The organism is Cyanobacterium aponinum PCC 10605, assembly GCF_000317675.1.
Taxonomy (GTDB): Bacteria; Cyanobacteriota; Cyanobacteriia; order Cyanobacteriales; family Cyanobacteriaceae; genus PCC-10605.
The window spans coordinates 3,032,309-3,057,038 of sequence record NC_019776.1 but is presented as its reverse complement, the minus strand read 5'-3'; the positions used below and the strand labels follow the sequence as shown (position 1 = coordinate 3,057,038).

The following is a 24,730-nucleotide window of genomic DNA, read 5'->3' as shown; positions in this document are numbered from 1 at the left end:
CTTAAAAATATTTGTGGTTACTGATAGCTATGGAAAACTTTAATCTTTTCTCTCCATTTTCACTCGGTGGTTACACTTTGCCTAACCGTATCATTATGGCGCCTATGACTCGTTTGAGGGCAACCGATGAGGGTATTCCTACGGAAACAATGGCTACATATTACGCTCAAAGGGCAACTGCTGGATTGATTATTACAGAATGTACCATGATTTCTCCTTCTGCCCATGGTTATCTTAACTGCCCCGGTATCTATAATCAAGCCCAAATTGACGGATGGAAGTTAGTTGTAGAAAAAGTCCATCAACAAGGTGGTAAAATCTTCCTACAGTTATGGCATTGTGGGAGAGTTAGCCATCCATCTTTACTACAAGGTGAAATGCCGATCGCACCTAGTGCCATTCCCGCCCAAGGACAATTACATACCCCTAATGGTAAAGTGTCATTAGAGAAACCCCGTGCCTTAAATCTCGATGAAATCCCTACCATTGTCAAAGAATTTCAACAGGCGGCTCTCAATGCTTTTCATGCTGGTTTTGATGGTGTAGAATTGCATGGTGCGTTTGGTTACTTAATTGATCAATTTTTACAGGATGTTTCTAATCAACGTACAGATGAATATGGAGGCTCGATCGCCAATCGTAGCCGTTTTCTGTTAGAAGTAGTAGAGGCGGTAATAGAGGTTTGGGGTGATAACAAAGTGGGAATTAAATTATCCCCCACTAACACATTTTACGGAATGTTAGATTCTAACCCCATCCCCTTATTTACCTATGTTTTACAAGCACTAAATCAGTATAATTTAGCTTATGTTCATTTAATGGAAGCTAGTGAGATGGATTTACAAAACGAAAATGCCATACCATCCGTCTTAGACACTTTTTCAGGCTTCTACAATGGCACAATTATTACTAACGGTGGTTATGATAAAACCAAAGCAGATAAAGCTATTTCCTCTCAAAAAGCCTCATTAGTATCTTTTGGGAGGCCATTTATTGCTAACCCCGACTTAGTGGAAAGATTAGCCATTAATGCACCTCTAACAGAAGTTAACATGAAAACTCTTTATGGTCAAGGAAATCACAATGCAGAAGAAGGATATACCGATTATCCCTTCTTAAATTAAAGATTAACTAACCTAAGACGCATTTAACTTACATTTTTTATTATTCTTGGGGTTTAAACCCCTTGCCTTATGATTCAACCCCTTACCCATTGCCTATTGCCCATTCCCCATTCCCCATTCCCTATCTCAACCAGACAACTTATAATGCAAACTAACTTATCACTAATCAATAACTTTTATTTATGGGACTTTTAATTGAAGGTGTTTGGCACGATCAATGTTATGATACCACTGCCACTCAAGGCAAATTTGTGCGTCAAGCCTCGCAATTTCGTAACTGGATTACCCCCGATGGCAGCGCCGGTATCACGGGAAAAAGTGGTTTTAAAGCCGAATCAGGGCGTTATCACCTTTATGTGTCTCTAGCTTGTCCATGGGCTCATCGTACCTTAATTTTTCGCAAATTAAAAGCCTTAGAAGATATTATACCAGTTGCGATCGTACATTGGTTCATGGGGAAAATGGTTGGACATTCGCCCAAGGAGAAGGCGTAATACCTGATCCATTATTTGAGGCACAATATCTTTATCAAATATATATCCAAGCTGATCCTAACTATACAGGAAGGGTGACAGTTCCCGTCTTGTGGGATAAAAAAACTCACACCATCGTTAATAACGAATCCTCTGAAATAATCAGAATGTTTAATAGTGCCTTTGATGATATTGGTGCGAAAGCGGTGGATTACTACCCTTCTCATCTCCGAGAAGAAATAGACGAGGTTAACGATCGTATTTATCATAACATTAACAATGGGGTTTATAAATGCGGTTTTGCCACCACTCAACAAGCCTACGAAGAAGCCTTTATCCCCTTATTTTCCACCTTAGATTGGCTAGAGGAAAGATTGTCAAAACAAAAATACCTTGTGGGAAATCAACTCACAGAAGCCGACTGACGCTTATTTAACCTGAGTTCGGGATAAATTTTCATCTATGAATGATGGAGAAAAAAAGGCAAAAGGCAAGAGGCAAGAGGCAAACCCCCCTTATATCCCCCCTCGAGAGGGGGGAGGGCAAAGGAAAAATTAAGAATTAGGAATTAAAAACCCCGAACACTCATTATTTGTTACTCATTACTTTCTCTCAACACCTGCAACCTGCAACCTGAAACCTGACACCTACCCTTATCCAATATTCTTAAACCGAACTGAGGTTATTTACTACCTTAGTGCGTTTTGATGCAGTCTATGTCGGGCATTGTGAACTACTACCCGACCACTATCGCTGAGTCGGGAGCTTCATCTTTTCTCTTATCTCTAATGGCATTTCAGACATTTGATAATGACAATGAGAGCAAGTTTTAGAGCTAGGAAACCATCTATCTATCTCCACTAATAACCCACCTTTTTGCTTGAGTTTATAGTCTAGGAAGTTGATAAATGTTCCCCAACCGACATCAGTTATTGCTTTTGCTAATTTGTGGTTACGAACCATACCCTTGATATTCAGTTGTTCAACGACTACCACTTGATTATTATTCACAATGTGTCTAGGGTTAGCATACTTACTGGTTTTTTTGCCATCATGAACAATAGCAAAATCCTTAATTCCTAAGTCTATACCACAAATTTTTCCTGTCATATTTACTAATGGTAATTCTTGTTGGGTATCGAATAGGATACTAGCAAAATATTTGCCAGTGGGCGTTTTGCTTACTGTTACAGTCTTAATCTCACCTTCAAATATCCGATGAATAACTGCTTTTACTAAGCCTAATTGCGGAATTTTGAGACATCCATCAACTATCGAGACATTTTGGGGATATTGACAAGACTGTTTTCCGTGATATGACTTGTATCTGGGGTATTTGGCTCTACCTTCAAAGAAGTTTTTGAAAGCCTTAGTCAGATTAAGAGTCGTTGATTGCAGACATTGTGAGTAACAATCTCCTAACCAAGCCGTATCTTCCTCTTTTTTTTAGCTTAGGGAGATACTTATTAAGGGCTACTTACTTTAGTGCCTTACCTGTAGCTTTATAAGTGTCAATACACAAGTTTAGAGCGTAGTTATACCACCAACGACAACAACCCATAACCTGAGATAATTTCTTGGCTTGGGTTTTGTTGGGATAGATTCTGACTTTTATCGCTCTGTGCATTGAGGTTTATTGCTAACTTAGGTTGCCAATAAATTTATTATAAGTAATGATTTTGGTTTTGTTTAATTTCTCGCCACTCCTGCTTCTCTTGCCGCTTTTTTCACCGCCTCCGCTACCACTGTGGCAACTCTGGGATCAAATACAGAAGGTACTATGTGTTCTTTATTTAATTCTTCTGTAGATACTAAAGATGCGATCGCACCTGCGGCTTGAAGATACATTTCGGTGGTGAGGCCTTTAGCACGACAATCCAATGCACCTCGAAAGATACCGGGAAAAGCCAAAACGTTATTGATTTGATTGGGGTAATCACTTCTACCAGTGGCAACAACGGCGGCTATATCTTTGATTAATTCGGGTTGAATTTCGGGGATAGGATTCGCCATCGCAAAGATAATGGTATCTTTTGCCATTGTTTTCACCATATCAGGGGTTAAAATATTGGGGGCGCTAACTCCGATAAACACATCCGCATCAACCAACGCATCCGCTAAAGTGCCTCCTTTTTCTACTGCTAAGAGTTGCTTCTCTGCATTGAGATTTTCCCGATCTTTACTAATAATACCCTTAGAGTCACAAAGTGTAATATTATAACACTGAGCTTGATTCAACAAACGGGCGATGGCAACCCCTGCCGCCCCTGCACCGTTGATAACAACTCGAATTTTGTCAATTTCCTTCCCAACTAATTTGAGGGCATTAATTAACGCCGCCATTGTTACTATGGCTGTACCATGTTGGTCATCGTGGAAAATGGGAACGTCTAATTCTTCCTGTAATCTTTTTTCGATTTCAAAACAACGAGGTGCGGCTATATCCTCTAAATTCACCCCGCCGAATACGGGAATGATATTTTTGACAATGGAAATAATTTCTTCCACATCCTGAGTGGCTAAACAAATGGGAAATGCGTCAATATCTGCAAAGCCTTTAAATAACATCGCCTTACCTTCCATTACCGGTAAAGCCGCCTCCGCCCCTAAGTTACCTAAACCTAAAACAGCACTACCATCAGTAACAATAGCTATACTGTTGCTTTTAATCGTCAAAGAAAAGACTTCTTCCGGTTTTTCCGCAATCGCTTTACAAATTCTACCAACTCCGGGAGTATAAGCCATTGCTAAATCAGAGGAGTTTTTAATCTCAATGCGATTTTCGATGCGGATTTTTCCCCCCTTATGCAATTCAAAGGTGCGATCGCTCACTTGTAGTATTTTTACATCTTCTAGGGATTTAATGGCGTCAAGAATTTTATCAGCATGGTCACTACTAGAAGCATCAATCTGCAACTCTCTTTTTACTGTCTGTAAATTTCTCTCTATCAGGGTTATATTCCCTAAACTTCCTCCCACAGATGCGATCGCATTTGTAACTTTAGCTAAAGCACCCGCACGGTTTAACAATTCTAAATGTACCGCTAAACTAAAACTAGAACTAGGAGTTAAATCTGTCATGAATTATGTTTACTCTTTTAATTTAATAAATATCTTCTATAGGTATCTTTTGAATTTTAGCCGAAACCAGTGCCAGAAACGAGTCTGTTTGTTAACAAATAACGACTTAATTTATCATATAAAAATTAAAAATTAGTTTCCTCCAATACTTGCCCCTCCTCTCTCCTTATCTATTTTTCTTTCTACCGCCGACTCTAAGTTATCATTGCCATCATTAGACATTTAGGCAGAAATTGCTACCCATAAGAAAAAACTAATAAATAGCACCAAAATAAAAACCAAAAAATTTAAACAGCCTATATTACTACGCAATCCTCGAATTTGTTTATCCTGTTGGGCTATTTTATCGCTTAATTGCTCATTCATTTGTATTACTCTCTCAAGAATAGATTTTTCCTTAACATCAATAAGAGAATAAACTTGTCTATTATTAGAGATAAATATATCATTTAATTGAACAAATTTTTCTTCTAATTCAATAATATTTTCAGACTCAATATATAATCTATCTTTAATTTTTAAAGTTTCATTATAGTAGCTATCCAAAAGGTCTAGTAATTTGCTAATATTATCTGGAATTTGCTTATCTTTATCTTGAAATTTGAGCAATTCTTTTAATAGTAAATCAGATGGTGAAATTTTACTTATTATTTCTCCTTTTGCTTTTAAAATCCAAGATAAACCATTCGGTAAAATATCGATAGTGGCACACCTTATCAAGGAAAAATTATTACCTATATCTAAAAAATTACCATGAAGGATAAATACAAAATTGATATAGTTTTGTAAACGAGCAAAATTGAATTTTATATTACCATTAGGGAGTAAATAATAATTTTTGATTCCTTGATTTTCTAATAAAATTACCCAATAATAACCATTATGTTGATAATCTAACTCAACCTCCTCTATTTTTTCTCTATAAGTTTTAGCACTCAAAGAAACTGGTGTAGCGTATTCACTTAATATCTGAGGTATGTAGTTATAAATATTGATTAATTCTTCTAATCTAATATTAATTGGTTTTGGTTGTTTATTTAGTTTTCCTCCCGTAACAATAATTCTGTCTGCTTTTTTCTCTAATTTTTTAAGTTTAATATTAATTTCATGGAACTTTTTATAAATTTCTTCTAATTCATTCAAAATTATTACTCCTTCACTAAATTAAATTTATTCTTCCCTATTTAGCAATATTTGACTATTTTATTTTGACTTTATCACTATTAATCTATAAATTATTGATTCGGATAAGCAAAAAGCAAAGATAGTTTTTAAATAAAAATATAATGGTTTTTCTACAGTGGTTATAATAAATTAATAGAAAATAACTTCTATAACGTTTATTAAATAGTGTTAATAGTAAAATAAAAGCTAAAAATTTATAAATTATTATTTAATAATTCTCTTTTCCCCTTCTTTCCTAAAAAGGGGACATACAGAGAGTTTTTCCAGATTCACTACCTAAATTAATCATTTACACACTCAAAGTAACAGAGCCTAATTTTTTAATGGCAACTTCTAAAACACAAAAAAATCGCCCCTAAGGAGACGATATTCTATTTGTTATTCTACACTAATTCCGTAACCGATTAAAGTAGTTATGACAAATTAATTATTTCTCAAAAAAGATTTCGGTCAGGTTAAATCAAAGTTAAAAGTTGATAAATTATTATTTCATAACTCTGTTTTCCTCTTCTCCCCTCCTTTTAAGCAGGGTTTTTTCAAAGTCAGGGCAAAATTATCTTGCCCTCAACCCCAACCCCTCTCCCACAGTAGAGGGGAGCGTTTTTTCTTAATAATTGATTAAATTAAAATGGTTCTTCAGAGTGTGGTTATGATAAATTTAAGAAAAACGGGACTTCTATAACCTTTATTGAATAGTGTTTATAGTAAAATAAAAACTAAAAGTTTATAAATTATTATTTAATGATCCCCTATTGCCTATTGCCTCTTGCCTACCAAACACTAATAATTTACACGACGAGAAGTGATAGAGCCATTAAAATTAATTCTTAACCAAATTTCGCCAAGCCTTTAAATGATTTCCGTCTCGAAAAATAATTGATTTTGCTAATCCAAATCTTTCCATCACATTCAATAAAATAGAGACGTTTTCTTTGACTATTTCCAATGAGTAAGGGCAATTCTGAAAATCGAGACAAATCACTGTGCGAGAATCCCAAGTTTCCCTATGAATTTCACATTCATTCGGTAATATTTCAACTAGAACACGAAAACGAGTTAATACTTCTTGCTCAAAATCATAACTAGTGGACTTGAAAAAGGATTGTGACTCAGACATAAAAATCACCGAAAAAAGGTTTCTAACTTAAACCTAACACTGTTTATTGAAGATAAGGATAAAATGTTAATAAAAAATTATTTCAAATTAGTTACGAAAGAAGAAACGATATTTACTTTGTTATAATTTTCCTAGATTTGTTTACAAAAATTAACACTAAAAGCGATTCCGAAGGGGTCGGCTACGTAGCACGCATCTATAAAATAGCCTAAGATAGCCTAAATTATAAGTCTATGTCATTTCATCTTTCCACTTGGTCTGTTAAAAATCCTGTTTCTGTCTTAGTTTTATTCCTTTTCTTTAGTATTTTTGGTCTATTTTCTTTTTTTCAACTAGGAATAAATGATCAACCTAATATTGATGTACCGGTGGTTCAAGTTACTATAACCCAAAGAGGTGCAGGACCTGAGGAGCTAGAATTTCAAGTAACGCAAAAGGTAGAAGATGCAGTGTCTAGCGTCAATCTTATCGATAGTATCTCTTCAACGGTTAATGATGGACGTTCGGTTACTACCATTAATTTTGAACTAGAAGCAGATGCAAATCAAGCCACTAATGATGTGCGTAATGCCATTGCCCAAATTCGTCAGGATTTACCCGCAGATATAAACGAACCCATTGTCCAAAAATTAGAGTTTGCTGGAGGTGCGATCGCAACTTATGTAGTATCTTCAGAAAAAAGAAGTGTGGATGAATTAACAGATTTGGTGGATCGGCGTATTGCTAGGGATTTGGCAAACGTGGATGGAGTAGCACAAGTAAACAGAATTGGAGGCAAAGATAGAGAAGTTAGAATCGACTTAGACCCTGCCCGTTTACAGGCTTATAATATTACAGCTACAGAAGTAAATGAACAAGTACGCAACCTTAATCTTAACTTATCTGGGGGGCGATCGAATCTAGGAGAAGGAGAACAAAATATTCGTACCATTGGCAGTGCTCAAACCGTCAGAAATTTAGCGAATTATCCCATTATTCTCAGTAATGGTGATACCATACCCTTAAAAAATTTAGGAGAAATTAGAGATGGTTTTGCCGAAGCCCGTCAATCAGCTTATTTGAACAATGAAGCTGTAGTAGGATTTTCCATTTTGCGCAGTACAGGAAGCAATCTTGTCACTGTCGCCGATAATGTTGAAAAAAAACTAGAGCAAATTAAGCAAAATCTTCCTGATGACATCAACATAGAACTAATTTTCACCCGTGCCACCGCCATCAGAAATTCTTATGAAGGTACTATTGGCTCTTTAATTATCGGTTCAATTTTAACGGTAATTAGTGTCGGTATTTTTTTGCGGGATATTCGAGCAACTTTAATTACAGGTTTAGCCCTACCATTATCTATTATTCCCACCTTTTTGGTGATGCAAGCCCTTGATTACACCCTCAACGGTATGACATTACTGGCTTTAGCTTTGGCTATGGGTAATTTAGTCGATGACGCTATCTGTATGATTGAAAATATTGACCAACATTTAAACATGGGTAAAAAACCTTATCAAGCGGCAATGGATGCGGCAAGGGAAATCGGTTTGGCGGTAGTGGCTACCACCGCAACCATCGTGGCAGTATTTTTACCCGTTGCCTTTATGGGGGGAGTGCCGGGGCAATTTTTCCAACCTTTTGGAGTAACAGTAGCAGTTGCAACTATGTTTTCTACCCTTGTGGCAACTACCATGACTCCCATGTTAAGTGCTTATTTGCTCAAATCTAAACCTGCCCACAAACGATATAATCATCATGATATAAACCCTTCAGGAAAATGGCATCCTTATCGTAGCCTGTTAAAATGGGCTTTGCGTAACAAAATTTCAACCCTTTTAATCGCCCTCATCTTCTTTATTGGCAGTTTACAGTTAATCCCTTATATTCCCCAAGGTTTATTTACCGAACCAGATCAAGGTTTGAGCTTAGTAGAGGTGGAATTGCCTCCCGGAGCAAGTTTAGAAAACACGGAAAAAATAGTTTTTGATGTTACTAACAAGTTAACAAGTCAAAGTGCAGTAGAAAATGTTTTAGCAAATATTGGTGAAAATGATGTCAGTAATGCTTTGTTATACGTCAACTTATTGCCTAAAGAAAATAGAGAGGTTAGTTTACAGGACTTTCAATCACAGATGCGTCCTATATTTAAACAGATACCGGGAGCAAGAGTTACTTTTCGCTCTCAAGGGGCAGGAGGAGGCAGTAAAGACCTTACCATTGTCTTAAAAAGCGATGATGGGCAAATTTTAACCGAAACTGCCCAAGAATTGGAAAAACAAATGCAGTCTATTCCCGGATTAGTGGAAGTATCTTCCAGTGCTAGTTTAGTTAAACCAGAAATTATCATTCAACCAGACTTAGCAAAAGCAGGAGATTTAGGAGTTTCTGTAAATGCGATCGCTCGTACTGCTTCTTTAGCTACCATTGGCGATAATGATTCTAATTTAGCAAAATTCAATCTGCGCGATCGACAAATTCCCATCAGAGTGCAAATTAATCCAGAATATCGTCAAAACATAGAAACTATCAAAAACTTAAAAGTGCCTACCAACGATGGCTCATTAGTCACCTTAGATAACGTTGCTTCGATTCGTTTAGCCACAGGCCCTGCGGAGATTCAACGCTACAACCGACAAAGACAAGTAGAATTAGGAGCAAATTTACAAGGTATTTCCCTCGGCGATGCCCTAGAAGCGGTGAAAGCCCTACCTATTATGAATCCTCTGCCTTCTGAAGTGTCAGAAGAACCCGCAGGAGATGCAGAAATTATGAGAGATGTATTTACTCGTTTCTTGAGTGCAGTATTTTTGGCTATTAGCTGTATTTATGCCATTTTAGTCTTACTTTATGGTAATTTTCTTTATCCCTTTGCAATTCTTGCCGCTCTCCCCCTTTCTATTGGTGGTGCATTATTAGGATTGTTAATCACCCAAAAAGAGTTAGCCTTATTTGCTCTAATTGGGATTGTCTTACTATTAGGTTTAGTGACTAAAAACGCTATTTTGTTAGTGGATTTTGCCCTCTCAGGGATGAAAGAAGGAAAATCTCAACGGGATGCTGTTATTTATGCAGGTGTTTCTCGATTGCGCCCCATTGTTATGACCTCTATTTCAACTATTGCGGGGATGTTACCTATCGCTTTAGCTTGGGGAGCAGATGGAGAAGTCAGAAGTCCAATGGCGATCGCTGTTATTGGTGGTTTTACAACTTCCACTCTTTTAACACTAATCGTTGTTCCTGTAATTTTTTGTTATGTGGATAACTTTATTCACTGGCTAAGTAAATTATGGAGAAATGAACAAGCAGAGGAAGTACAACAAGTTTTAAACTTAGAAGAAACCCTAAATAAATAAAACAACTGACGTTACGCAGTCCAATGAGAAATTAATAGTTACAGCCGTCAGTTGACTACTAAAGTTCAATATTTCGAGGGGGATAGTGAGTAACATAGTAACATCTGTAAAATAATGTAGAAAAATTTATCAGAAAACCCCAAAAAAACTTGCCAAAACAAAAACTAATCGTTAGAATATAGAAGTGACCAAAAACGGCAGGATAGCTCAGTTGGTAGAGCAGAGGACTGAAAATCCTCGTGTCGGCGGTTCAATTCCGCCTCCCGCCATAATCTATACTTATGCAGTAATTTGATATTCGTTTCAGTTAATTAAAGCCTTTTGTCAGGCAAAATTACGCATTTTGAAAGTTAACACAGTTGGAAAATTTAATTGATAATAATGTGTAAAATTCCTAAATAATTTCTAGTTGATTAGTTATTAGAAAAAAACTCAAAGATACTATAAATATTGTTATGTAAATGTTTGCTTCTTATCTTTGAGTACACAATAAATAACACAACTCAGATAGGATTGCTATATTTATTCATTATTCATAATTTTAATTTTTCTTTTCTATGTCCAAAACTATAGTTGTCAAAATTGGCACTTCTAGCTTAACCAGACTGGAAACAGGTAATTTAGCCCTTTCAACTATTGCTAGTTTAGTGGAAACTCTCACAAATTTACGTCAACAAGGTAATCGGGTTATTCTCGTTTCTTCTGGAGCGGTAGGAGTAGGCTGTGGGAGACTTTGTTTGACTGAACGCCCTCGTAATATTAACATAAAACAAGCGATCGCAGCCGTTGGACAAGGAAGATTAATCAGAGTTTATGATGATTTATTTAGTAACCTCGGACAACCCATCGCCCAAATTCTCTTAACTAGAAGGGATTTAATGGATAGAAACTCCTATGTAAATGCAAACAATACTTTTAATGCTTTGTTTGAGTTAGGAGTAATTCCCATCGTCAATGAAAATGATACTGTTGCTACGGATGAATTGAAATTCGGAGATAATGACACTCTTTCGGCATTAGTAGCGAGTTTAGTAGAAGCGGATTGGTTATTTTTATTAACGGATGTGGACAAACTTTATTCGGCAGACCCTCGTATTGTACCCTCTGCCGTTCCTATCGATCTAGTTAATAGTGACGAATTTGCCCAACTGGAAATAAATGTTAGTGAAGGAGGTAGTGGTTGGGGTACTGGTGGTATGATTACAAAGTTAAGGGCGGCAAAAATTGCTTCTAGTGCTGGAGTAACGACGGTTATCACTAACGGAAAAACACCCTATAATATTAGCAAAATTATAGCAGGAGAGGCGATCGGGACAAAATTTACGGCTCAACCAAAAACAGAAAATGCTCGTAAACGTTGGATAGCAAATGGCTTAGTTTCCACGGGTAGAATCCATTTAGATGATGGGGCAGTTAATGCTCTTTGTAAACAAGGAAAATCTTTACTGGCGGCTGGAATTACTACTATAGAAGGCAATTTTAGCGTTTCTGATGCTGTGGATCTCATCAATTCTCAGGGAGAGATTATCGGCAAGGGTATTGTTAATTATAGTTATGATGATTTAGATTTAGTCAAAGGGCAAAAATCCGCCAATATTTCCCAGATTCTAGGTTATCAAACCCCTGAAACTGTTATTCATCGAGATAATCTAGTTATTTTTGATAATTAATCTTAGTTCGAGATAAATTTTCATCGATGAGTGATGGCGAAAAGGGTAACTTTAAAAAAGCAATGGGCAAAATTATCTTGCCCTCACCCCCAACCCCTCTCCCACAGTAGAGGGGAGCGTTTTTTCTTAATAATTGATTAATTAATACTTAAAAACTCCTGTATCTGTTACTATTTGTTAACCTGAGTTTTGGATAAGCTGAAAGCAGACCAACTCGTAGTCAAAAAACCTTATAGCTTCTTAGAAATAACGATAAAATTGCCTTAATCCGAACTGACTTAAACAAGGGGCTTAAGCCCCTTGCTAAAAACCCCTACCACCTGCTGTTCCTGCAACCTGACACCTGACACCTAACCTTATCGGAAATTCTTAAACCGAACTGAGGTTATTTGTTAGTTTCAAAAATTGACATTTTTGAGAATGAAAAAACCCTGCTTTATCTCCCAGAGCTGTTTCATTCTAAAATTTTTGGTTAAGAGAGATTAATAAGTAACGAGTAATAAGTAATGATTTTTGATAATTTAAAATGATTAATTGATTGTTTTAAGATTTTTTACTATTACTTAAAATCTACAAGTCAAAAATCCCCCCATCTCCCTCTCCCCTTATCTCCCGCTCTTTTTTTTCCTCGAAAATGAAACAGCCCTGCCCTTTATCCCCCCTGGGAGGACAAAGGTAAATAGTGAATAATTAATAAATCAATAACTCCGAACTCATTTCCCCCCAATCTCCCAAGTCTTTATCACTCACGATAATCTTTTGAGCTATGGGGACTTTTGAGGGTAAATTGGGCGATGAAAATACCAATAATTCCTAAGAAACCCATAATATAAAAGCCATAAGTATAACTGCCAAACAAATCTCGCATCTGTCCGACAAATACTGTGCCAATTAATGCACCTATACCATAAGCGGTAAAAACAATACCATAGTTTTGAGCATAGTTATCAGGATTAAAAAATCGGAGTGTCATTGTCGGTGCCATGGCTAACCATCCTCCTAAGCAAAACCAAAATAGGCAAAAGGCAATTAGATAAGTTGCAATATCTCCTGCTTGAGCAGAAATCATAAGGGTACAAGCTATAATTATGATGGTAAAAGATGCGATCACGAAGTGGCGCTGCGCGATCGCAACTTGACGAGGGGAAAAACGATCTGTTAACCATCCGAATAAAGGGCGACTGATGCCGTTAAATAAAGCAAATAGGGAAACACTTCGAGCGGCAAAGTTAGAGTCAATCTGGATAATTTCTTCTCCCACAGGGCTAGAAATTCCAATGGCACTCAAACCTACTAATGCACCAATGGCATAACAAAACCATAATCCATAAAAAGAAGGGGTTTTTAACATGGGAGTGTAGTTAACCATAACAGAAGCGTTATTTACAGAGGTAGAGGAGAAAGAGAGATTCCAATGGGAAGGTGGTAACTTAAGTGCGATCGCCATTGTGGAAATAATGATAATAAAAGTAATCCCTAAAATTCTTAAGGTTGAGTTAACTCCATAAGAGATAATTAATTGATTAGCTAAAGGTGCGCTAATAAGCGGAGAAAGTCCAAAGCCAATGATTGTTAAACCCACCGCCAAACCTTTTTTATCAGGAAACCATTTTGCTACCACTGCCATCGGCACACCATAGGCAATACCAACCCCCGCACCGGCTATTACACCATAACTAAGAGTCATTAAAGTAATATTAGGAGCAAAACTAGCCAAAATATAGCCTGCACCAACTATCAACCCTCCTATGGCGGTTATAACTCTTGTGCCAATCCTAGTAATAAAAAAACCAGCAATAGGCATTAAAATTGAATAAGACAATAAACCGATAGTGTAAGGTAATAAACTTTCTGTAGCAGTTATATTTAATTGTGTTTCCAGAGGTTTACGAAAAATACTCCAAGAGTAAACACTACCCAAACAAAGCAAAACGATTATTCCCACGGGAATTAATAACCATCTACCTTGTTTTGCAGGAAGGCTAAATAATTTTAAATCTACGCAACTATCCATTTAATCAGTTAAATAAATGTATATATTATTTATTTTAATCTATTCATAGGCAATAAGTGATATAAACTTCTCAATTGGTAATTAACCTGAGTTCGATATAAAATTGTCTGGCGGTGGTGGAGAAAAATCAAAGTCATAATAATTTACAGAAAACGTATGTTTATTGATTTTCCTCTTTTCATTTTTTTGCTAAATCATCAATGCTAGAGAAATATAACACCTGATACCCGTCAAAATCAAACATTCTTGCTCAACAACTGAGGTAAAAAAAATATTCCCCCCTTTGATTCCTTATAATTTTGGGAAGTGAGGGGAGGATTTTAGATGACTAATTCAGGATTACTATATTGAGGAAAGACTAGAAATATCAATCAATGGTTGTCCATTTAAAAAGTAATTATCTGGATTGGGTATTATTTCTCCGTCCCATAATCCATTAAAGCCAAAAGAAATCGAGCCGTTAACGGGTATTTCTTCATTCCATGATAGGTTAGATACTAAATAGCGATCGCTGCTAATTTGTTTTTGTTTTCCATTCCAAAGAGAAGTTAAGGCAAATGAAGAATCAAATTCTAATTCCCAACCTTGAATCGGTGTTTCTCCCTGATTTGTAATGGTAATAGAGCCGGTGAAACCATCATTCCAACGATTATCTACTTGGAAGTTAATTAAAATATCTCGGTCAGAATTCAATGAATTATTTAGGGTTTGAGCATTATTAGAATTTTCAGAGGACTCTAAAGCAAACAGCGACGTTTCTGGATTATTATTTTCCATGGTAAAAGTACCAGAAGACGAAATCCCCCCGTTATCAATCAAAAGATTATTAAGAAGATTTTGTTTATCGGTGTTAACGGTATTCCAGTCATCTTGAAGAATACCTCCAGTATCGCCAGAGTTGGGATTCCATGACCAATAAGTCCAGTTAATGCCGTTACTTCCTTCCCCTAGATAGTTTATTAGTTCTTCTAACCAGAGGCGATCGCTTCTTGTTTCCAACTTTGTCCCAAATTCTCCTAGTAGCACAGGAGCAATATTTTCTTGATGAAGATAACCCCAATGACGATCCCACAAATCGGGCAAATTTTGAGGATAATCAGCACTATTAAACCACGATTGGGGATAAACCGAAGCAGGATAATCATGGGGAGCATACACCAAGCGATTCGCCACGTTAAGGCGCACAGGAAAATCTTTTGCTCCCATTAAATTACCACCCCACCAGTAATTTTCGCCGTTATAGTTTTCGATACCTTCCACAAAAATCAACCAGTCAGAATTAACAGAGAGAATGCCATTTCCAGCCCTTTCAGCCGCTAAACGCCAATCTGTAGCTATATTTCCACTACCCCAAGTAGCCGAACCATGGGGTTCATTATGCAAATCTGCCCCAATAATTGTGTTATTCCCACTATAGCGTTGAGCTAACATCTGCCAATCACTAATCCATCTTGCTTCAGAATATTGATTGGTGTACCATAAAGAAGATTGAGACTCAGCACTAGGACGATGGCGATCGAGGATTATTTTTAAGCCTATCTGTCCTGCATAGTCAACAACTTTATCCATGATTTGTAATCCATTAAGCCCCTGCAAATCTGGATTGAGACTATAATTAATACTATTGGGAACACTGCCAGAATCAAAAAGTTGGTTAGAAAAAGGAAGTCGGATGGTGTTATATCCTAAATCCCTCATCTGATCCATCATATCCCGATAATTTCTTGCCCATAAACCATGGGGAGTAAAATTACTCGTTTCCAACCCAAACCAGTTAACTCCGCTAATCCGGAAGGGGTTTCCATCGGGGTCAATAATTTGATTACCCTGAGTTTGCCATCCTCCCTCGGCAGTAAGTCCCCCTTGTAAAATAGTTGCGATTCCTTGTCCATCTTCGATGGTTGCATTAACAGGGGAAGATAAATTTAAGCTCAACGTCTCATTATCTTCTAAAATGCTATCATTAAAGATATTAACTGCGATGGTTTTACTTGTTTCTCCAGGGTTAAATACCAAGTTTCCGCTAATAGCTTCATAATCTAAACCGGCACTAGCAGAATTATCCTCAGTACTATATCTTACTTCTACTAACCTTTGACTAGGTTCACTCAGGGTAACAATAAAATTAGCGATGGTATTATTTCCTTCAGTAACATTTACATTATTAACCGTTAGAGTAGGTAAAACAACATTTCCCTCCGTATCTTCAAGGGGAATACCATTAAATGAATAGTTACTAGGCTCAGGAATATTTCCTTGGGTCCATGCGCCATTAAAGCCAAAAGAAATCGAACCATTAACGGGAATTTGTCGATTCCAACTCAGATTGGAAAAATTATAACCTTGGCTATCATTGCTATTATTATTAGCATTCCAAACATTAACTATTTCAAATGGTGCGTTAAAACCTAGTTGCCAACCATCTATAGGGTTTGTTCCTTGATTAGTAATGGTAATCGTACCGGTAAAACCACTATTCCATTGATTATTGACGGTGAAATCAACAACTATATCACTATCATTTTCTGAAGGAGGATTTTGATCATCATTGATAATATTTCCCAGTGCTTGACCATTTTCAATTACTGCCCCTGAAGCATTGTCAAGAATGACCTGTAATGTCTCATTCTGTTCTACTAAATTATCGCCATATACTGGTACAGAAATAGTTTTGGTTGTCTCTCCTACAGCAAAAGTTAAAACCCCCGACATGGGTTCATAATCTTGAGATGCTGTTGCTGTTTGATTTATGGTGCTATAGTTCACCGTAACGGTTTGATTACTTCCCGAGTCAAGAGAAACTGTAAAAATAAGATAAGATAGTCCTTGATTACCTTCTGTTACTGTGGCATCACTAATAGTTATACGGGGAAGAGGATTTTCAGTATTAACACCCTCACCATTGAGTATAAAGTTAGTTGGTTCGGAAAAACTTGTGTTGAGAGGTTTCCCAATAAAACCAATGGAAACAGTTTCTTGAGGAGATATATCACGATCCCAACTGGGATAACTAATGGTATATTGATTACCTTGACGATTTATAATCGTGCCATTCCAAAGATCTGTAATTTCAAAATCTGCACTAAAAGTTAAAGTCCAATCAGAAATTAACAAGCTACTGTTGTTTGTGATTGTGAGTTGTCCTTGAAAACCTGAACCCCAATCATTAACTAGAGCAAAATCAACGGTATTCACCATTTATTCTCATTCCTTAAGTGTGAGTTTATAAAGATAGAGTGTATAAGCAGTCAGTCATACTATTTCTTTAGAGAATATTTAGTTAAGTAAAAATTATGATATTTATTTGCTTCTCTAATTATTACTCAAAATCTGAGAATCTTATATTAACTAAACCTCACACAAATTAGCTTTTCTATTATCATATTAATACTTTTTAATACTTAATAGCTAAGAGTTTTAAACATTACTCCAGAAAATTACTGACTTTTTATAACTGTTTCTATAATGACATTTTTAAGTAAAAAATGCTGAACGGTTATCTCTAATATTTTCGATGAACCGCTCATGATTAAATAATTTTTAATATTTTTTATTGAAACATTGTCATCTAACTAATGAATTTTTGATGATAACTGTTCTCTTCTTTCCAGTTTTTTCTCTCTATTTTCTTTATAAATAATCATTTTTAATTAATAGTATTGATTTAAAAGCATAAAATTTTAAAAAAAGATGGGTTTTTACCCATCCTATACTTTCTTAAAATATTTAGCTATTTAGTGAATTTGATTTAATTGACGCAAATAACTAGCAACAGAATTAATATAACTATCGTCGTTAATTTTGTCAGCAGATAAACGTCCATTATCAATACCAATTTGCACTAACTTTTGAGCAGTTATTTTACCTGTATTTACTTGATGAAGAAATAAACCTGCAGAGGGAATACCGCTATCTTTAAAGTAACCTTGATACCCTAAATCTACTAAATTATGAGGATTCGTCTCATAGCCTATAAATCGAGAATTCTGACTTTTCATTGCTAAATCATTAGCATAACTTGGGTTTACCATTAAGATCAACATTGAAGTGTAAATGACACTACTAATTAAGTTTTTCATGACCGTCTTCTCCTATATATTTATACTTTCTTGTTTCTTTTCTTATTTATTATTGTGGAGTCTGACTATGAAATAATGATGAACAAAAGTACAATTTTAAATGAATTTTTTTTACTATTTATTAGTCTTTAATAAAATATGAACTAATTTTTTTTTAATAGTTAATCATTTTATATTAATTAGAATATGTTATGATCAACTGCCCTTCAGAATTTGGTTATAATAAAACATTAAATCAGTTGTACAGCAATTATATTTCAGTTATGGTATTTACTTCCCCTTAACTTCTCTTAACAAACAGGAGAATAAGAAGATATGGCACACAATTTATATCATACTAATATATATAAAACTAGAAATTAAATCTTGATTTTTAACCGCCAATTCAAAAAGTACGATCGCACCTACAATAATAAACAAAATACCCATACTTCTTTCCAACAATTTTTGAGACAATTTAGAGGCAACCATTGAACCAAATTGCGCACCAATTAAAACACCCGGTGCAGTAAAAATAACTAAACTTAATACTGTCATCAACTCATCATTTCCTGCTTGAAGAAATTGTAATACATGACCTACCGATGCGATTAAAGCAGTAATAGCCACGATAAAAACACTGGTAGCCACTGCCACCTGAGAAGGCACTTTACACCGTTGAATCAAGAAATAACCATTTAACTCCCCTAACCCCGTAGATACCATGCCTAAAAATAACGCCCCAATTCCCGAAAGTAATCGCCCCTCAGTGGTATTGGCTATGGTATAACAAAAAGTTTCACCATCATTGCTAGTGAGACAAGTTTGAGGATTTTCTCTCGAATGACTAGCTATATTTGCGTCTAAAACTTCTATTTCTTCTGATTCAGGATTACTCAAAAAACTTTGGGCGATGACAAATAAACCTACTCCTAACATCGCTTTTAAAGCAGAAGGGGAGATTAATTTACCCAACCATGTACCGATTAAAGCTAAAGGAATCGTGACAATTAACAGTTTTTTTCCTAACTTAAAATCAATTAATCCTTTGCGAATATAAGCAAATAAACCACTAGAAAAACCAAATACTTCCGTAATTAAACCAGTACCAATAGCAACTTCTGGCGGTAATTTTAACACAAGCATAAATAACGGAGTAAAAAAAGTCGCCCCCTCAACTCCCGAAGCCATAGCAATAGTAGCGATGACGATGGAAAAAGGAAACATATACCAATATTCAAAGTTCATCGTAATCACATAAAAATAACAAAATTTCTAATTTTGGGTTAATACTATCATCTCATCATCATTAAGTAATTCAAATTCAGAAGAGTAATTATCAATAGTTTGATGCACATTAGTTAAACAACAACTACCTTGAGGATTTTTGATTTCACAAGCACAAAGTTGAGCTTTCATTTTCGCTTTAATGGAATTTTCCACATCATTTTGTTGAGTTTCTTTTATTTTTTGATAAATACTTTCTCTAGTCCAATTAAAACAATAACAAACAGGAATATTTTTGCTTTTATCTTTTTGATAAACAGGTACTTTCAATTCTTCAATGATAAAAATTTGCCCTTGTTGATTAAAATAAACAATTGGACAATTTTCTTCACCACAAAAAAAGTAATTAAGAGTTGTATTTAACTTAGCTAATACTTCAGTTTTAAGTAAGTTTTGAAGAGTAACAATTTTGACTGGCTTTCCTTTTTGTTGACAAACAAAACAATTAGACATTTTCAATCTCAATTTTTAAAGCGTGATGATTTCTAGGTAATCCAATTCTAAACCAAATAAAAGGCAAAAGAGGATTAGGAATGACATACATCCAAGCAATAAATTCTTCTTTATAATCTTTAACTTTAAGATGTAGCCAAACATATAAAAATTTATAAATACAAAATCTGGGTATATAACTAAATTGAAAACCAGTGGTTCTTATGTATTTAAGACGAATATAATAATTTCCCTCAAAAGCCATAAATCCCCAACCTTCAAACCCTCTTGCAATGATTTTGCTTGTAGGAATGTGAGTAATTGTAATTAATTTTTTATTCTTTTTATTCATCAAATAAATAAACTCAAAATAGTATTTTATCGAGGTTGAATATTATTCAACCCTTGAACTTGATTTAACCTTTAACAAGATTGAAAAAAGCCTTTTAAGGCTTACTACAAACTTTTTAAAATATCAATAATTTCTTGGGGATCAACTCTTTTGGTATAATCTGTATCGACAAAACTATAAATAATAGTACCATTTCGATCCACAATATAAGTGGCAGGAAGGGGTAAGGTATAGGAGTCATCGCCGTTAGATTTAGGTAAATCAATGCCAAAACTGTGGTAGATATTACGCAAAATTTCTGGTACTGTAAAAACTAAACCAAATTCTTTCGCCACATTGTTACCGACATCGCTTAAAACTTCAAAGGTTAATTCTTGTTTTTCAATAGTTGAGAGGGAATTGTCGGGAGTTTGAGGAGATATAGCCACTAAATTTGCCCCTGCTTCTTTTATTTCTGGCAATCGCTGTTGTAAAGCCTTTAATTCGAGGTTACAATATGGACACCAACCTCCCCGATAAAAAGATATAACGGCTTTTGATGTGGCTAAAATATCACTGATATTAATTAATTTACCTGTGCTGTTAGGTAAGGCAAAACTAGGGATTTTATCGCCTTTTTTCAAGGCTTTTTCGCTGATTTGAGAGTCAATTAATTCTTGAGCAGTTTTTGCCATAATTTTTTTAACATCATCGGATAATTTTTGTTGCATTTGTTGGGAAAGATTGTTTAATTCTTGTTGTAAATTCATTGGTTAATTACCTATATTTTATTATTGAAAATAAGTCGATATTTTTGATTAAAAAATATCAAAAAAACTGGGATAAACGAAGGCAAAAGCAGTAGAACTAGGGATAATTTTTCCGTCTAATTCTTCCACAATCACTGTGTTTAATTCGGTATCCCAACGAGCTTTGACAGTGCGATCGCCAAATTTGACGGTTTTTTCTCCTAATTTTTTTAATTCTTCATGGGGAAATTGTTGACTAATACCAGAAAAACTATTATGGGGTGTTTTTTGATTTTCTTCCCAAATATAACTAACAATGGCTTTTGGATGCAGTTGCAGTTGTTCTTGATTTCTGACAGGGAAAATCAATTTAGTATCAGTGTCATAACTGCCATAAGGGTAACGAAAATAATCCCGATTATGCCCGGTTTTTGTCGCTAAAATTTTACTATCTGGATATTTTTCTAACCAGTCTCCGAGGGTTGTTTTAACGGCAGCTACTCTATTTAAGGATGTATTAACATTTTTGCCCACTACTCCCAATGCCCAAGGTTGAGAATAAAGAGTATCATCGCTGCGATCGAACATTACTAGACAACTTTGATAGAGTTTCCCAGAAACTCCGAAAGTAGTATTACCCCTTTCAAAAGCAACAATAGTATCACATAAAGGACAATAGGTAATTGTCAGGTTAGTACCGCCTACGGTATCATTAACGATTTCGTGCCAATTCATAATACCTAAAGGATAGGCTTTAGCTTCCCCATTAACTACTACACCAATTACTAATTCATTTTGGGGAAAAGGAGTTGTTTGAGAAGTATCAAAAACGGGATTATCAATACTAGGAATACCGTCTTTAGGAGGCCCACCATTAAGAAGCTGACTTAATTCAATACGAGTATTTTTAGCAGGATTTAAGTTTTGGCTTCTAATATCTGCTAATTCCTTAGTTTGATCTTGGAAAATACCTGTTAAGGCGAAATAACGCAGTTTGAAATTTTCCACTCCTCCTGCTTGATATATCAATCCGAATAAGATAAACCCTGAAAAAGTCAGGCTACCCAAAGTCATTGTAATAATTTTCCTCATGATTAAAACCTCAATCAAATGACGAATATTTTTTAATTCTTCTTCACTAATTCCCATATTTAATAAGGCACGAGAATGGGCGCAAACGCAATATTCAGTACTATTATCCAGAGAAATTAATACGGCAATGGTTTGTTTTAATTTTGGTGATAATGTTCCCCCTTCCATAGTTGCCCGAAATTTTTGCCAATTAGCTTTTAATAAAGGGGGATAATAAGCGTAGGTTTTGAAAAGATTGGGAATCATCCCAAATTGATTTTCTATTTCTGTTAATATTTCTTGGGCTTGGTCAGAAACTTCAGTTTTTGCTAAGGGTTTTAAATAAGACATATTTACTTAGTTTGAATTATTGGTCAAAGTTAAGCAGAAATTCAGGCGAGAAACCTGACCTTTCCTCGAAAATGATAAAAGTTTCAGTAAAACTTCAAAAATTCATGTCTAGTTTTAACTGATTAAATCTTGATAGAATTTTTTTGGTTTTAATCCTGCCACTTTTTCTTTAACTTCATTTCCCTTGAGTAAAACCACAGTAGGAGCACTTCTGACCTTAAATTCGATCACAATTTCTACATCTTCAGTCATATCAATGGATACTAACTCAAAATCATCAGGGCGATCGCGCTTCAACTCATCCAAAATAGGGGCTAAAGTTTCACAAGAAGGACAATGAGGAGCAGTAAACTTAATCAAAATAGGCTTATCAGATTCTTGACGTAACTGAGTTAAAACTTCCGCACCATGTAAATTAGACATAAATCTTACCTCCAAAAAAATAAGTGGGGTGGGTAATACCCACCAAAAAAATAAAGTGTCAATAAATAGTTTTCACGGTTCACAAACACCTAACTAAACTAAAGAAGGAACAGAAAGAGAACCCTTTTGAGATAACCAACGTTCCGCTTCCAATGCCGCCATACACCCAGTACCTGCGGCGGTGATAGCTTGGCGATAATGGTGATCTTGTACATCCCCTGCCGCCCAAACTCCCTCAACATTGGTAGCTGTGCTTTTACCTTTGGTGATGATATAACCTTGCTCGTCGAGGGTAATTTGCCCTTGAAATAACCGAGTGTTAGGAGTATGCCCGATCGCATAAAACAAACCATTCACAGAAAACTCAGAAACTTCTTTTGTTAGGGTATTTTGCACTTGAATCCCTTGCAAGATTTCATCCCCATAAGCCACTACTGGCACAGTATGCCAATGGATTTTGATTTGAGTATGGGCAAAAAGACGCTCTTGCATAGTTTTAGAAGCACGGAGGCGATCGCGCCTTACCAATAGATATACCAAAGAAGCATATTTAGTCAAATAAAGAGCTTCTTCCGCCGCCGAATCCCCACCACCCACCACCGCAACTTCGGTATTACGAAATAAAGGACTAGCACCATCACAAATAGCACAAGCAGAAATACCATTATTCCAAAACTCTTCTTCTCCAAGAATATGCAAACGTTTAGCCGTTGCCCCAGTGCAAATAATTACAGCTAAAGCCTGAACTTCTGTTTCATCCGCAGTGATAATAAAAGGGCGTTGAGAAAAATCAACCTTAATCACATCTTCTCTAATTAACCTTGCACCCCATCTTTGAGCCTGTTGTCTCATTTCCTTCATTAAATTTGGTCCAGTAATACCTTGAGCAAAACCGGGGTAATTTTCTACCTCCGTTGTAGTCATTAACTGCCCTCCCGGCACACCACCAACACTAAAACCTTCAAACATCAGGGGATTAAGTTGAGCTCTCCCCGCATAAATCGCCGCCGTATAACCTGCAGGACCAGATCCGATAATCACTAAATTTTCTACCATAATTATTTAACCTCCAAAAAACCATTTCGTACCAGTGAACAAATAATAAGCACCTGTCATCAACAAAGCCACACTACCGAAGCGAATAATACCCTCAGAATGTTTCAACAAATTATTACTCTGTTTGGCTAAACCAGTAAATAAACTAGCTAAGAAAATCAACATGGTATAACCCAGAGCATAACTAACCATAGTTAAAGTCGCTAAAACCTGAGAACCAGTAGCCGCCGCCGCCGCTAACACTGCAAACAACACAGGACTAGCACAAGGAGAACTCACCAAAGCAAAGGTTAAACCCACCCCAAAAGGACCTGCTTTAGGCAAATTTAACTCTGTTTCCGGCAGATTGATTTTTATAACCCCCAATAACCATAAGCCCATTACTGCCATAATTAAACCGACAACGATGTTAATATAGCCTCGATATTCCACCATTACCGCCCCGGCAAAGGAGGAAACTAAACCGAATAAACTTAAAATTACTACCGAGCCTAGTACAAATAAACCAGCTTTTTTAAAAGCATCCCAACGGGATTTAATTTTCAAAGTACCGATATAACTGAGGTTAACGGGGAGTAAGGCAAGGATACAAGGAGAAACACTAGCAATCAAACCACCAAGAAAAGCAAGGGTGATTAAAATTAAAGGATTAGCGGTATCCTGTTGCTCAAACCATTCTTGATAACGATTTTCCACCAAAGAAATAAGTTTCTCAATGGGATGACTAATCACAGGGCCTAAAGTGAGAACGACGATTAAGGCGATTAAACCCAATCCGAGATAAAAGAGAAATTTTTTAGTATTATGAGAAGGAGAAGACTTGATTTTCTCCTTTCCATCAGGGGGAATTTTTTGAATTTGAGTCATGATGAGAAAACTTCCTAAAATTAAAACGACAATAGAATTCTGTTAAAAAGATTCGTTTCTGGTTTTGTAGTAAGGGCTTCAGCCCTCCTTTTTCCAAATTTGG

General features: G+C 35.8%; 17 protein-coding genes, 1 tRNA gene and 2 pseudogenes. 6 read left to right on the top strand and 14 right to left on the bottom strand.

What is annotated here, in order from left to right:
• The first annotated feature begins 29 nt into the window (after positions 1-29).
• The 3 genes from CYAN10605_RS12795 (at position 30) to CYAN10605_RS19330 (ending at position 2,022) form a co-directional block, all read left to right on the top strand.
• Positions 30-1,124, top strand: coding sequence for an alkene reductase (locus CYAN10605_RS12795; protein ID WP_015220370.1), 1,095 nt, complete (start codon positions 30-32; stop codon positions 1,122-1,124).
• Between the two features lie 182 nt (positions 1,125-1,306).
• Complete coding sequence (locus CYAN10605_RS19335) at positions 1,307-1,618, top strand: glutathione S-transferase family protein (RefSeq protein WP_277422483.1); 312 nt, start codon at positions 1,307-1,309, stop codon at positions 1,616-1,618.
• Complete coding sequence (locus CYAN10605_RS19330; protein WP_277422482.1) at positions 1,570-2,022, top strand: glutathione S-transferase C-terminal domain-containing protein; 453 nt, start codon at positions 1,570-1,572, stop codon at positions 2,020-2,022. Before CYAN10605_RS19335 ends, CYAN10605_RS19330 begins: the two co-directional genes overlap by 49 nt.
• Positions 2,023-2,371: 349 nt before the next feature.
• Here the strand turns inward: CYAN10605_RS19330 and CYAN10605_RS12785 are convergent.
• The 4 genes and pseudogenes from CYAN10605_RS12785 to CYAN10605_RS12770 form a co-directional block, all read right to left on the bottom strand.
• Positions 2,372-3,224 (bottom strand): annotated as a pseudogene (locus tag CYAN10605_RS12785) (RNA-guided endonuclease InsQ/TnpB family protein); the annotation flags it as partial.
• Positions 3,225-3,286: 62 nt separating this feature from the next.
• Positions 3,287-4,678 carry an NAD-dependent malic enzyme gene (locus tag CYAN10605_RS12780; RefSeq protein WP_015220369.1) on the bottom strand — a complete coding sequence of 464 codons (1,392 nt, stop codon included), beginning with the start codon at positions 4,676-4,678 and terminating at the stop codon, positions 3,287-3,289.
• Positions 4,679-4,900: 222 nt separating this feature from the next.
• Complete coding sequence (locus CYAN10605_RS12775) at positions 4,901-5,821, bottom strand: hypothetical protein (RefSeq protein WP_015220368.1); 921 nt, start codon at positions 5,819-5,821, stop codon at positions 4,901-4,903.
• 862 nt (positions 5,822-6,683) lie between these two features.
• Positions 6,684-6,980, bottom strand: a complete 297-nt coding sequence (locus CYAN10605_RS12770; RefSeq protein WP_015220367.1) for a hypothetical protein — start codon at positions 6,978-6,980, stop codon at positions 6,684-6,686.
• A gap of 233 nt (positions 6,981-7,213) precedes the next feature.
• Here CYAN10605_RS12770 and CYAN10605_RS12765 point away from each other — a divergent pair, with 233 nt between their 5' ends.
• From CYAN10605_RS12765 to proB, 3 genes are all read left to right on the top strand, one after another.
• Positions 7,214-10,318, top strand: coding sequence for an efflux RND transporter permease subunit (locus CYAN10605_RS12765; protein WP_015220366.1), 3,105 nt, complete (start codon positions 7,214-7,216; stop codon positions 10,316-10,318).
• Positions 10,319-10,514: 196 nt separating this feature from the next.
• Positions 10,515-10,587 (top strand) — tRNA-Phe (locus tag CYAN10605_RS12760).
• A 288-nt stretch (positions 10,588-10,875) separates the two neighbouring features.
• Positions 10,876-11,988 carry a glutamate 5-kinase gene (proB, locus tag CYAN10605_RS12755; RefSeq protein WP_015220365.1) on the top strand — a complete coding sequence of 371 codons (1,113 nt, stop codon included), beginning with the start codon at positions 10,876-10,878 and terminating at the stop codon, positions 11,986-11,988.
• Between the two features lie 742 nt (positions 11,989-12,730).
• On the opposite strand, the gene CYAN10605_RS12750 is transcribed toward proB, so the two are convergent.
• The 10 genes and pseudogenes from CYAN10605_RS12750 to CYAN10605_RS12700 all read right to left on the bottom strand — a co-directional run bounded on the left by CYAN10605_RS12750 (position 12,731) and on the right by CYAN10605_RS12700 (position 24,627).
• Positions 12,731-14,002 carry an L-lactate MFS transporter gene (locus CYAN10605_RS12750; protein WP_015220364.1) on the bottom strand — a complete coding sequence of 424 codons (1,272 nt, stop codon included), beginning with the start codon at positions 14,000-14,002 and terminating at the stop codon, positions 12,731-12,733.
• 342 nt (positions 14,003-14,344) lie between these two features.
• A complete protein-coding gene (locus CYAN10605_RS17910) occupies positions 14,345-17,200 on the bottom strand; it encodes a cellulase family glycosylhydrolase (RefSeq protein ID WP_015220363.1) in 2,856 nt (951 codons plus the stop codon).
• A gap of 536 nt (positions 17,201-17,736) precedes the next feature.
• A complete protein-coding gene (locus tag CYAN10605_RS12740) occupies positions 17,737-18,081 on the bottom strand; it encodes a hypothetical protein (RefSeq protein ID WP_015220362.1) in 345 nt (114 codons plus the stop codon).
• A gap of 327 nt (positions 18,082-18,408) precedes the next feature.
• Complete coding sequence (locus CYAN10605_RS12735) at positions 18,409-19,308, bottom strand: sulfite exporter TauE/SafE family protein (protein ID WP_015220361.1); 900 nt, start codon at positions 19,306-19,308, stop codon at positions 18,409-18,411.
• A gap of 27 nt (positions 19,309-19,335) precedes the next feature.
• A complete protein-coding gene (locus CYAN10605_RS12730; RefSeq protein WP_015220360.1) occupies positions 19,336-19,800 on the bottom strand; it encodes a putative iron-sulfur cluster-binding metallochaperone in 465 nt (154 codons plus the stop codon).
• Positions 19,793-20,134 (bottom strand): hypothetical protein, encoded by a 342-nt coding sequence (locus tag CYAN10605_RS12725; RefSeq protein WP_150108958.1) that lies wholly within the window; start codon positions 20,132-20,134, stop codon positions 19,793-19,795. Before CYAN10605_RS12725 ends, CYAN10605_RS12730 begins: the two co-directional genes overlap by 8 nt.
• 101 nt (positions 20,135-20,235) lie before the next feature.
• Complete coding sequence (locus CYAN10605_RS12720; protein WP_015220358.1) at positions 20,236-20,880, bottom strand: peroxiredoxin-like family protein; 645 nt, start codon at positions 20,878-20,880, stop codon at positions 20,236-20,238.
• A 48-nt stretch (positions 20,881-20,928) separates the two neighbouring features.
• Entirely contained in the window at positions 20,929-22,281 is a 1,353-nt protein-coding gene (locus tag CYAN10605_RS12715; RefSeq protein ID WP_015220357.1) for a DUF3179 domain-containing (seleno)protein, read from the bottom strand.
• A 114-nt stretch (positions 22,282-22,395) separates the two neighbouring features.
• Positions 22,396-23,763: pseudogene (trxB, locus tag CYAN10605_RS12705) on the bottom strand (thioredoxin-disulfide reductase).
• A 3-nt stretch (positions 23,764-23,766) separates the two neighbouring features.
• Positions 23,767-24,627, bottom strand: coding sequence for a cytochrome c biogenesis CcdA family protein (locus CYAN10605_RS12700; protein WP_015220354.1), 861 nt, complete (start codon positions 24,625-24,627; stop codon positions 23,767-23,769).
• Between the last annotated feature and the right edge of the window lie 103 nt (positions 24,628-24,730).

Excerpts from the sequence above, each read along its gene's own strand:
- CYAN10605_RS12795 (WP_015220370.1), top strand. The coding sequence starts at position 30 with ATGGAAAACTTTAATCTTTTCTCTCCATTTTCACTCGGTGGTTACACT.
- CYAN10605_RS19335 (WP_277422483.1), top strand. The coding sequence starts at position 1,307 with ATGGGACTTTTAATTGAAGGTGTTTGGCACGATCAATGTTATGATACC.
- CYAN10605_RS12780 (WP_015220369.1), bottom strand. The coding sequence starts at position 4,678 with ATGACAGATTTAACTCCTAGTTCTAGTTTTAGTTTAGCGGTACATTTA.
- CYAN10605_RS12770 (WP_015220367.1), bottom strand. The coding sequence starts at position 6,980 with ATGTCTGAGTCACAATCCTTTTTCAAGTCCACTAGTTATGATTTTGAG.
- CYAN10605_RS12765 (WP_015220366.1), top strand. The coding sequence starts at position 7,214 with ATGTCATTTCATCTTTCCACTTGGTCTGTTAAAAATCCTGTTTCTGTC.
- proB (WP_015220365.1), top strand. The coding sequence starts at position 10,876 with ATGTCCAAAACTATAGTTGTCAAAATTGGCACTTCTAGCTTAACCAGA.
- CYAN10605_RS12750 (WP_015220364.1), bottom strand. The coding sequence starts at position 14,002 with ATGGATAGTTGCGTAGATTTAAAATTATTTAGCCTTCCTGCAAAACAA.
- CYAN10605_RS17910 (WP_015220363.1), bottom strand. The coding sequence starts at position 17,200 with ATGGTGAATACCGTTGATTTTGCTCTAGTTAATGATTGGGGTTCAGGT.
- CYAN10605_RS12740 (WP_015220362.1), bottom strand. The coding sequence starts at position 18,081 with ATGAAAAACTTAATTAGTAGTGTCATTTACACTTCAATGTTGATCTTA.
- CYAN10605_RS12735 (WP_015220361.1), bottom strand. The coding sequence starts at position 19,308 with ATGAACTTTGAATATTGGTATATGTTTCCTTTTTCCATCGTCATCGCT.
- CYAN10605_RS12730 (WP_015220360.1), bottom strand. The coding sequence starts at position 19,800 with ATGTCTAATTGTTTTGTTTGTCAACAAAAAGGAAAGCCAGTCAAAATT.
- CYAN10605_RS12720 (WP_015220358.1), bottom strand. The coding sequence starts at position 20,880 with ATGAATTTACAACAAGAATTAAACAATCTTTCCCAACAAATGCAACAA.
- CYAN10605_RS12715 (WP_015220357.1), bottom strand. The coding sequence starts at position 22,281 with ATGTCTTATTTAAAACCCTTAGCAAAAACTGAAGTTTCTGACCAAGCC.
- CYAN10605_RS12700 (WP_015220354.1), bottom strand. The coding sequence starts at position 24,627 with ATGACTCAAATTCAAAAAATTCCCCCTGATGGAAAGGAGAAAATCAAG.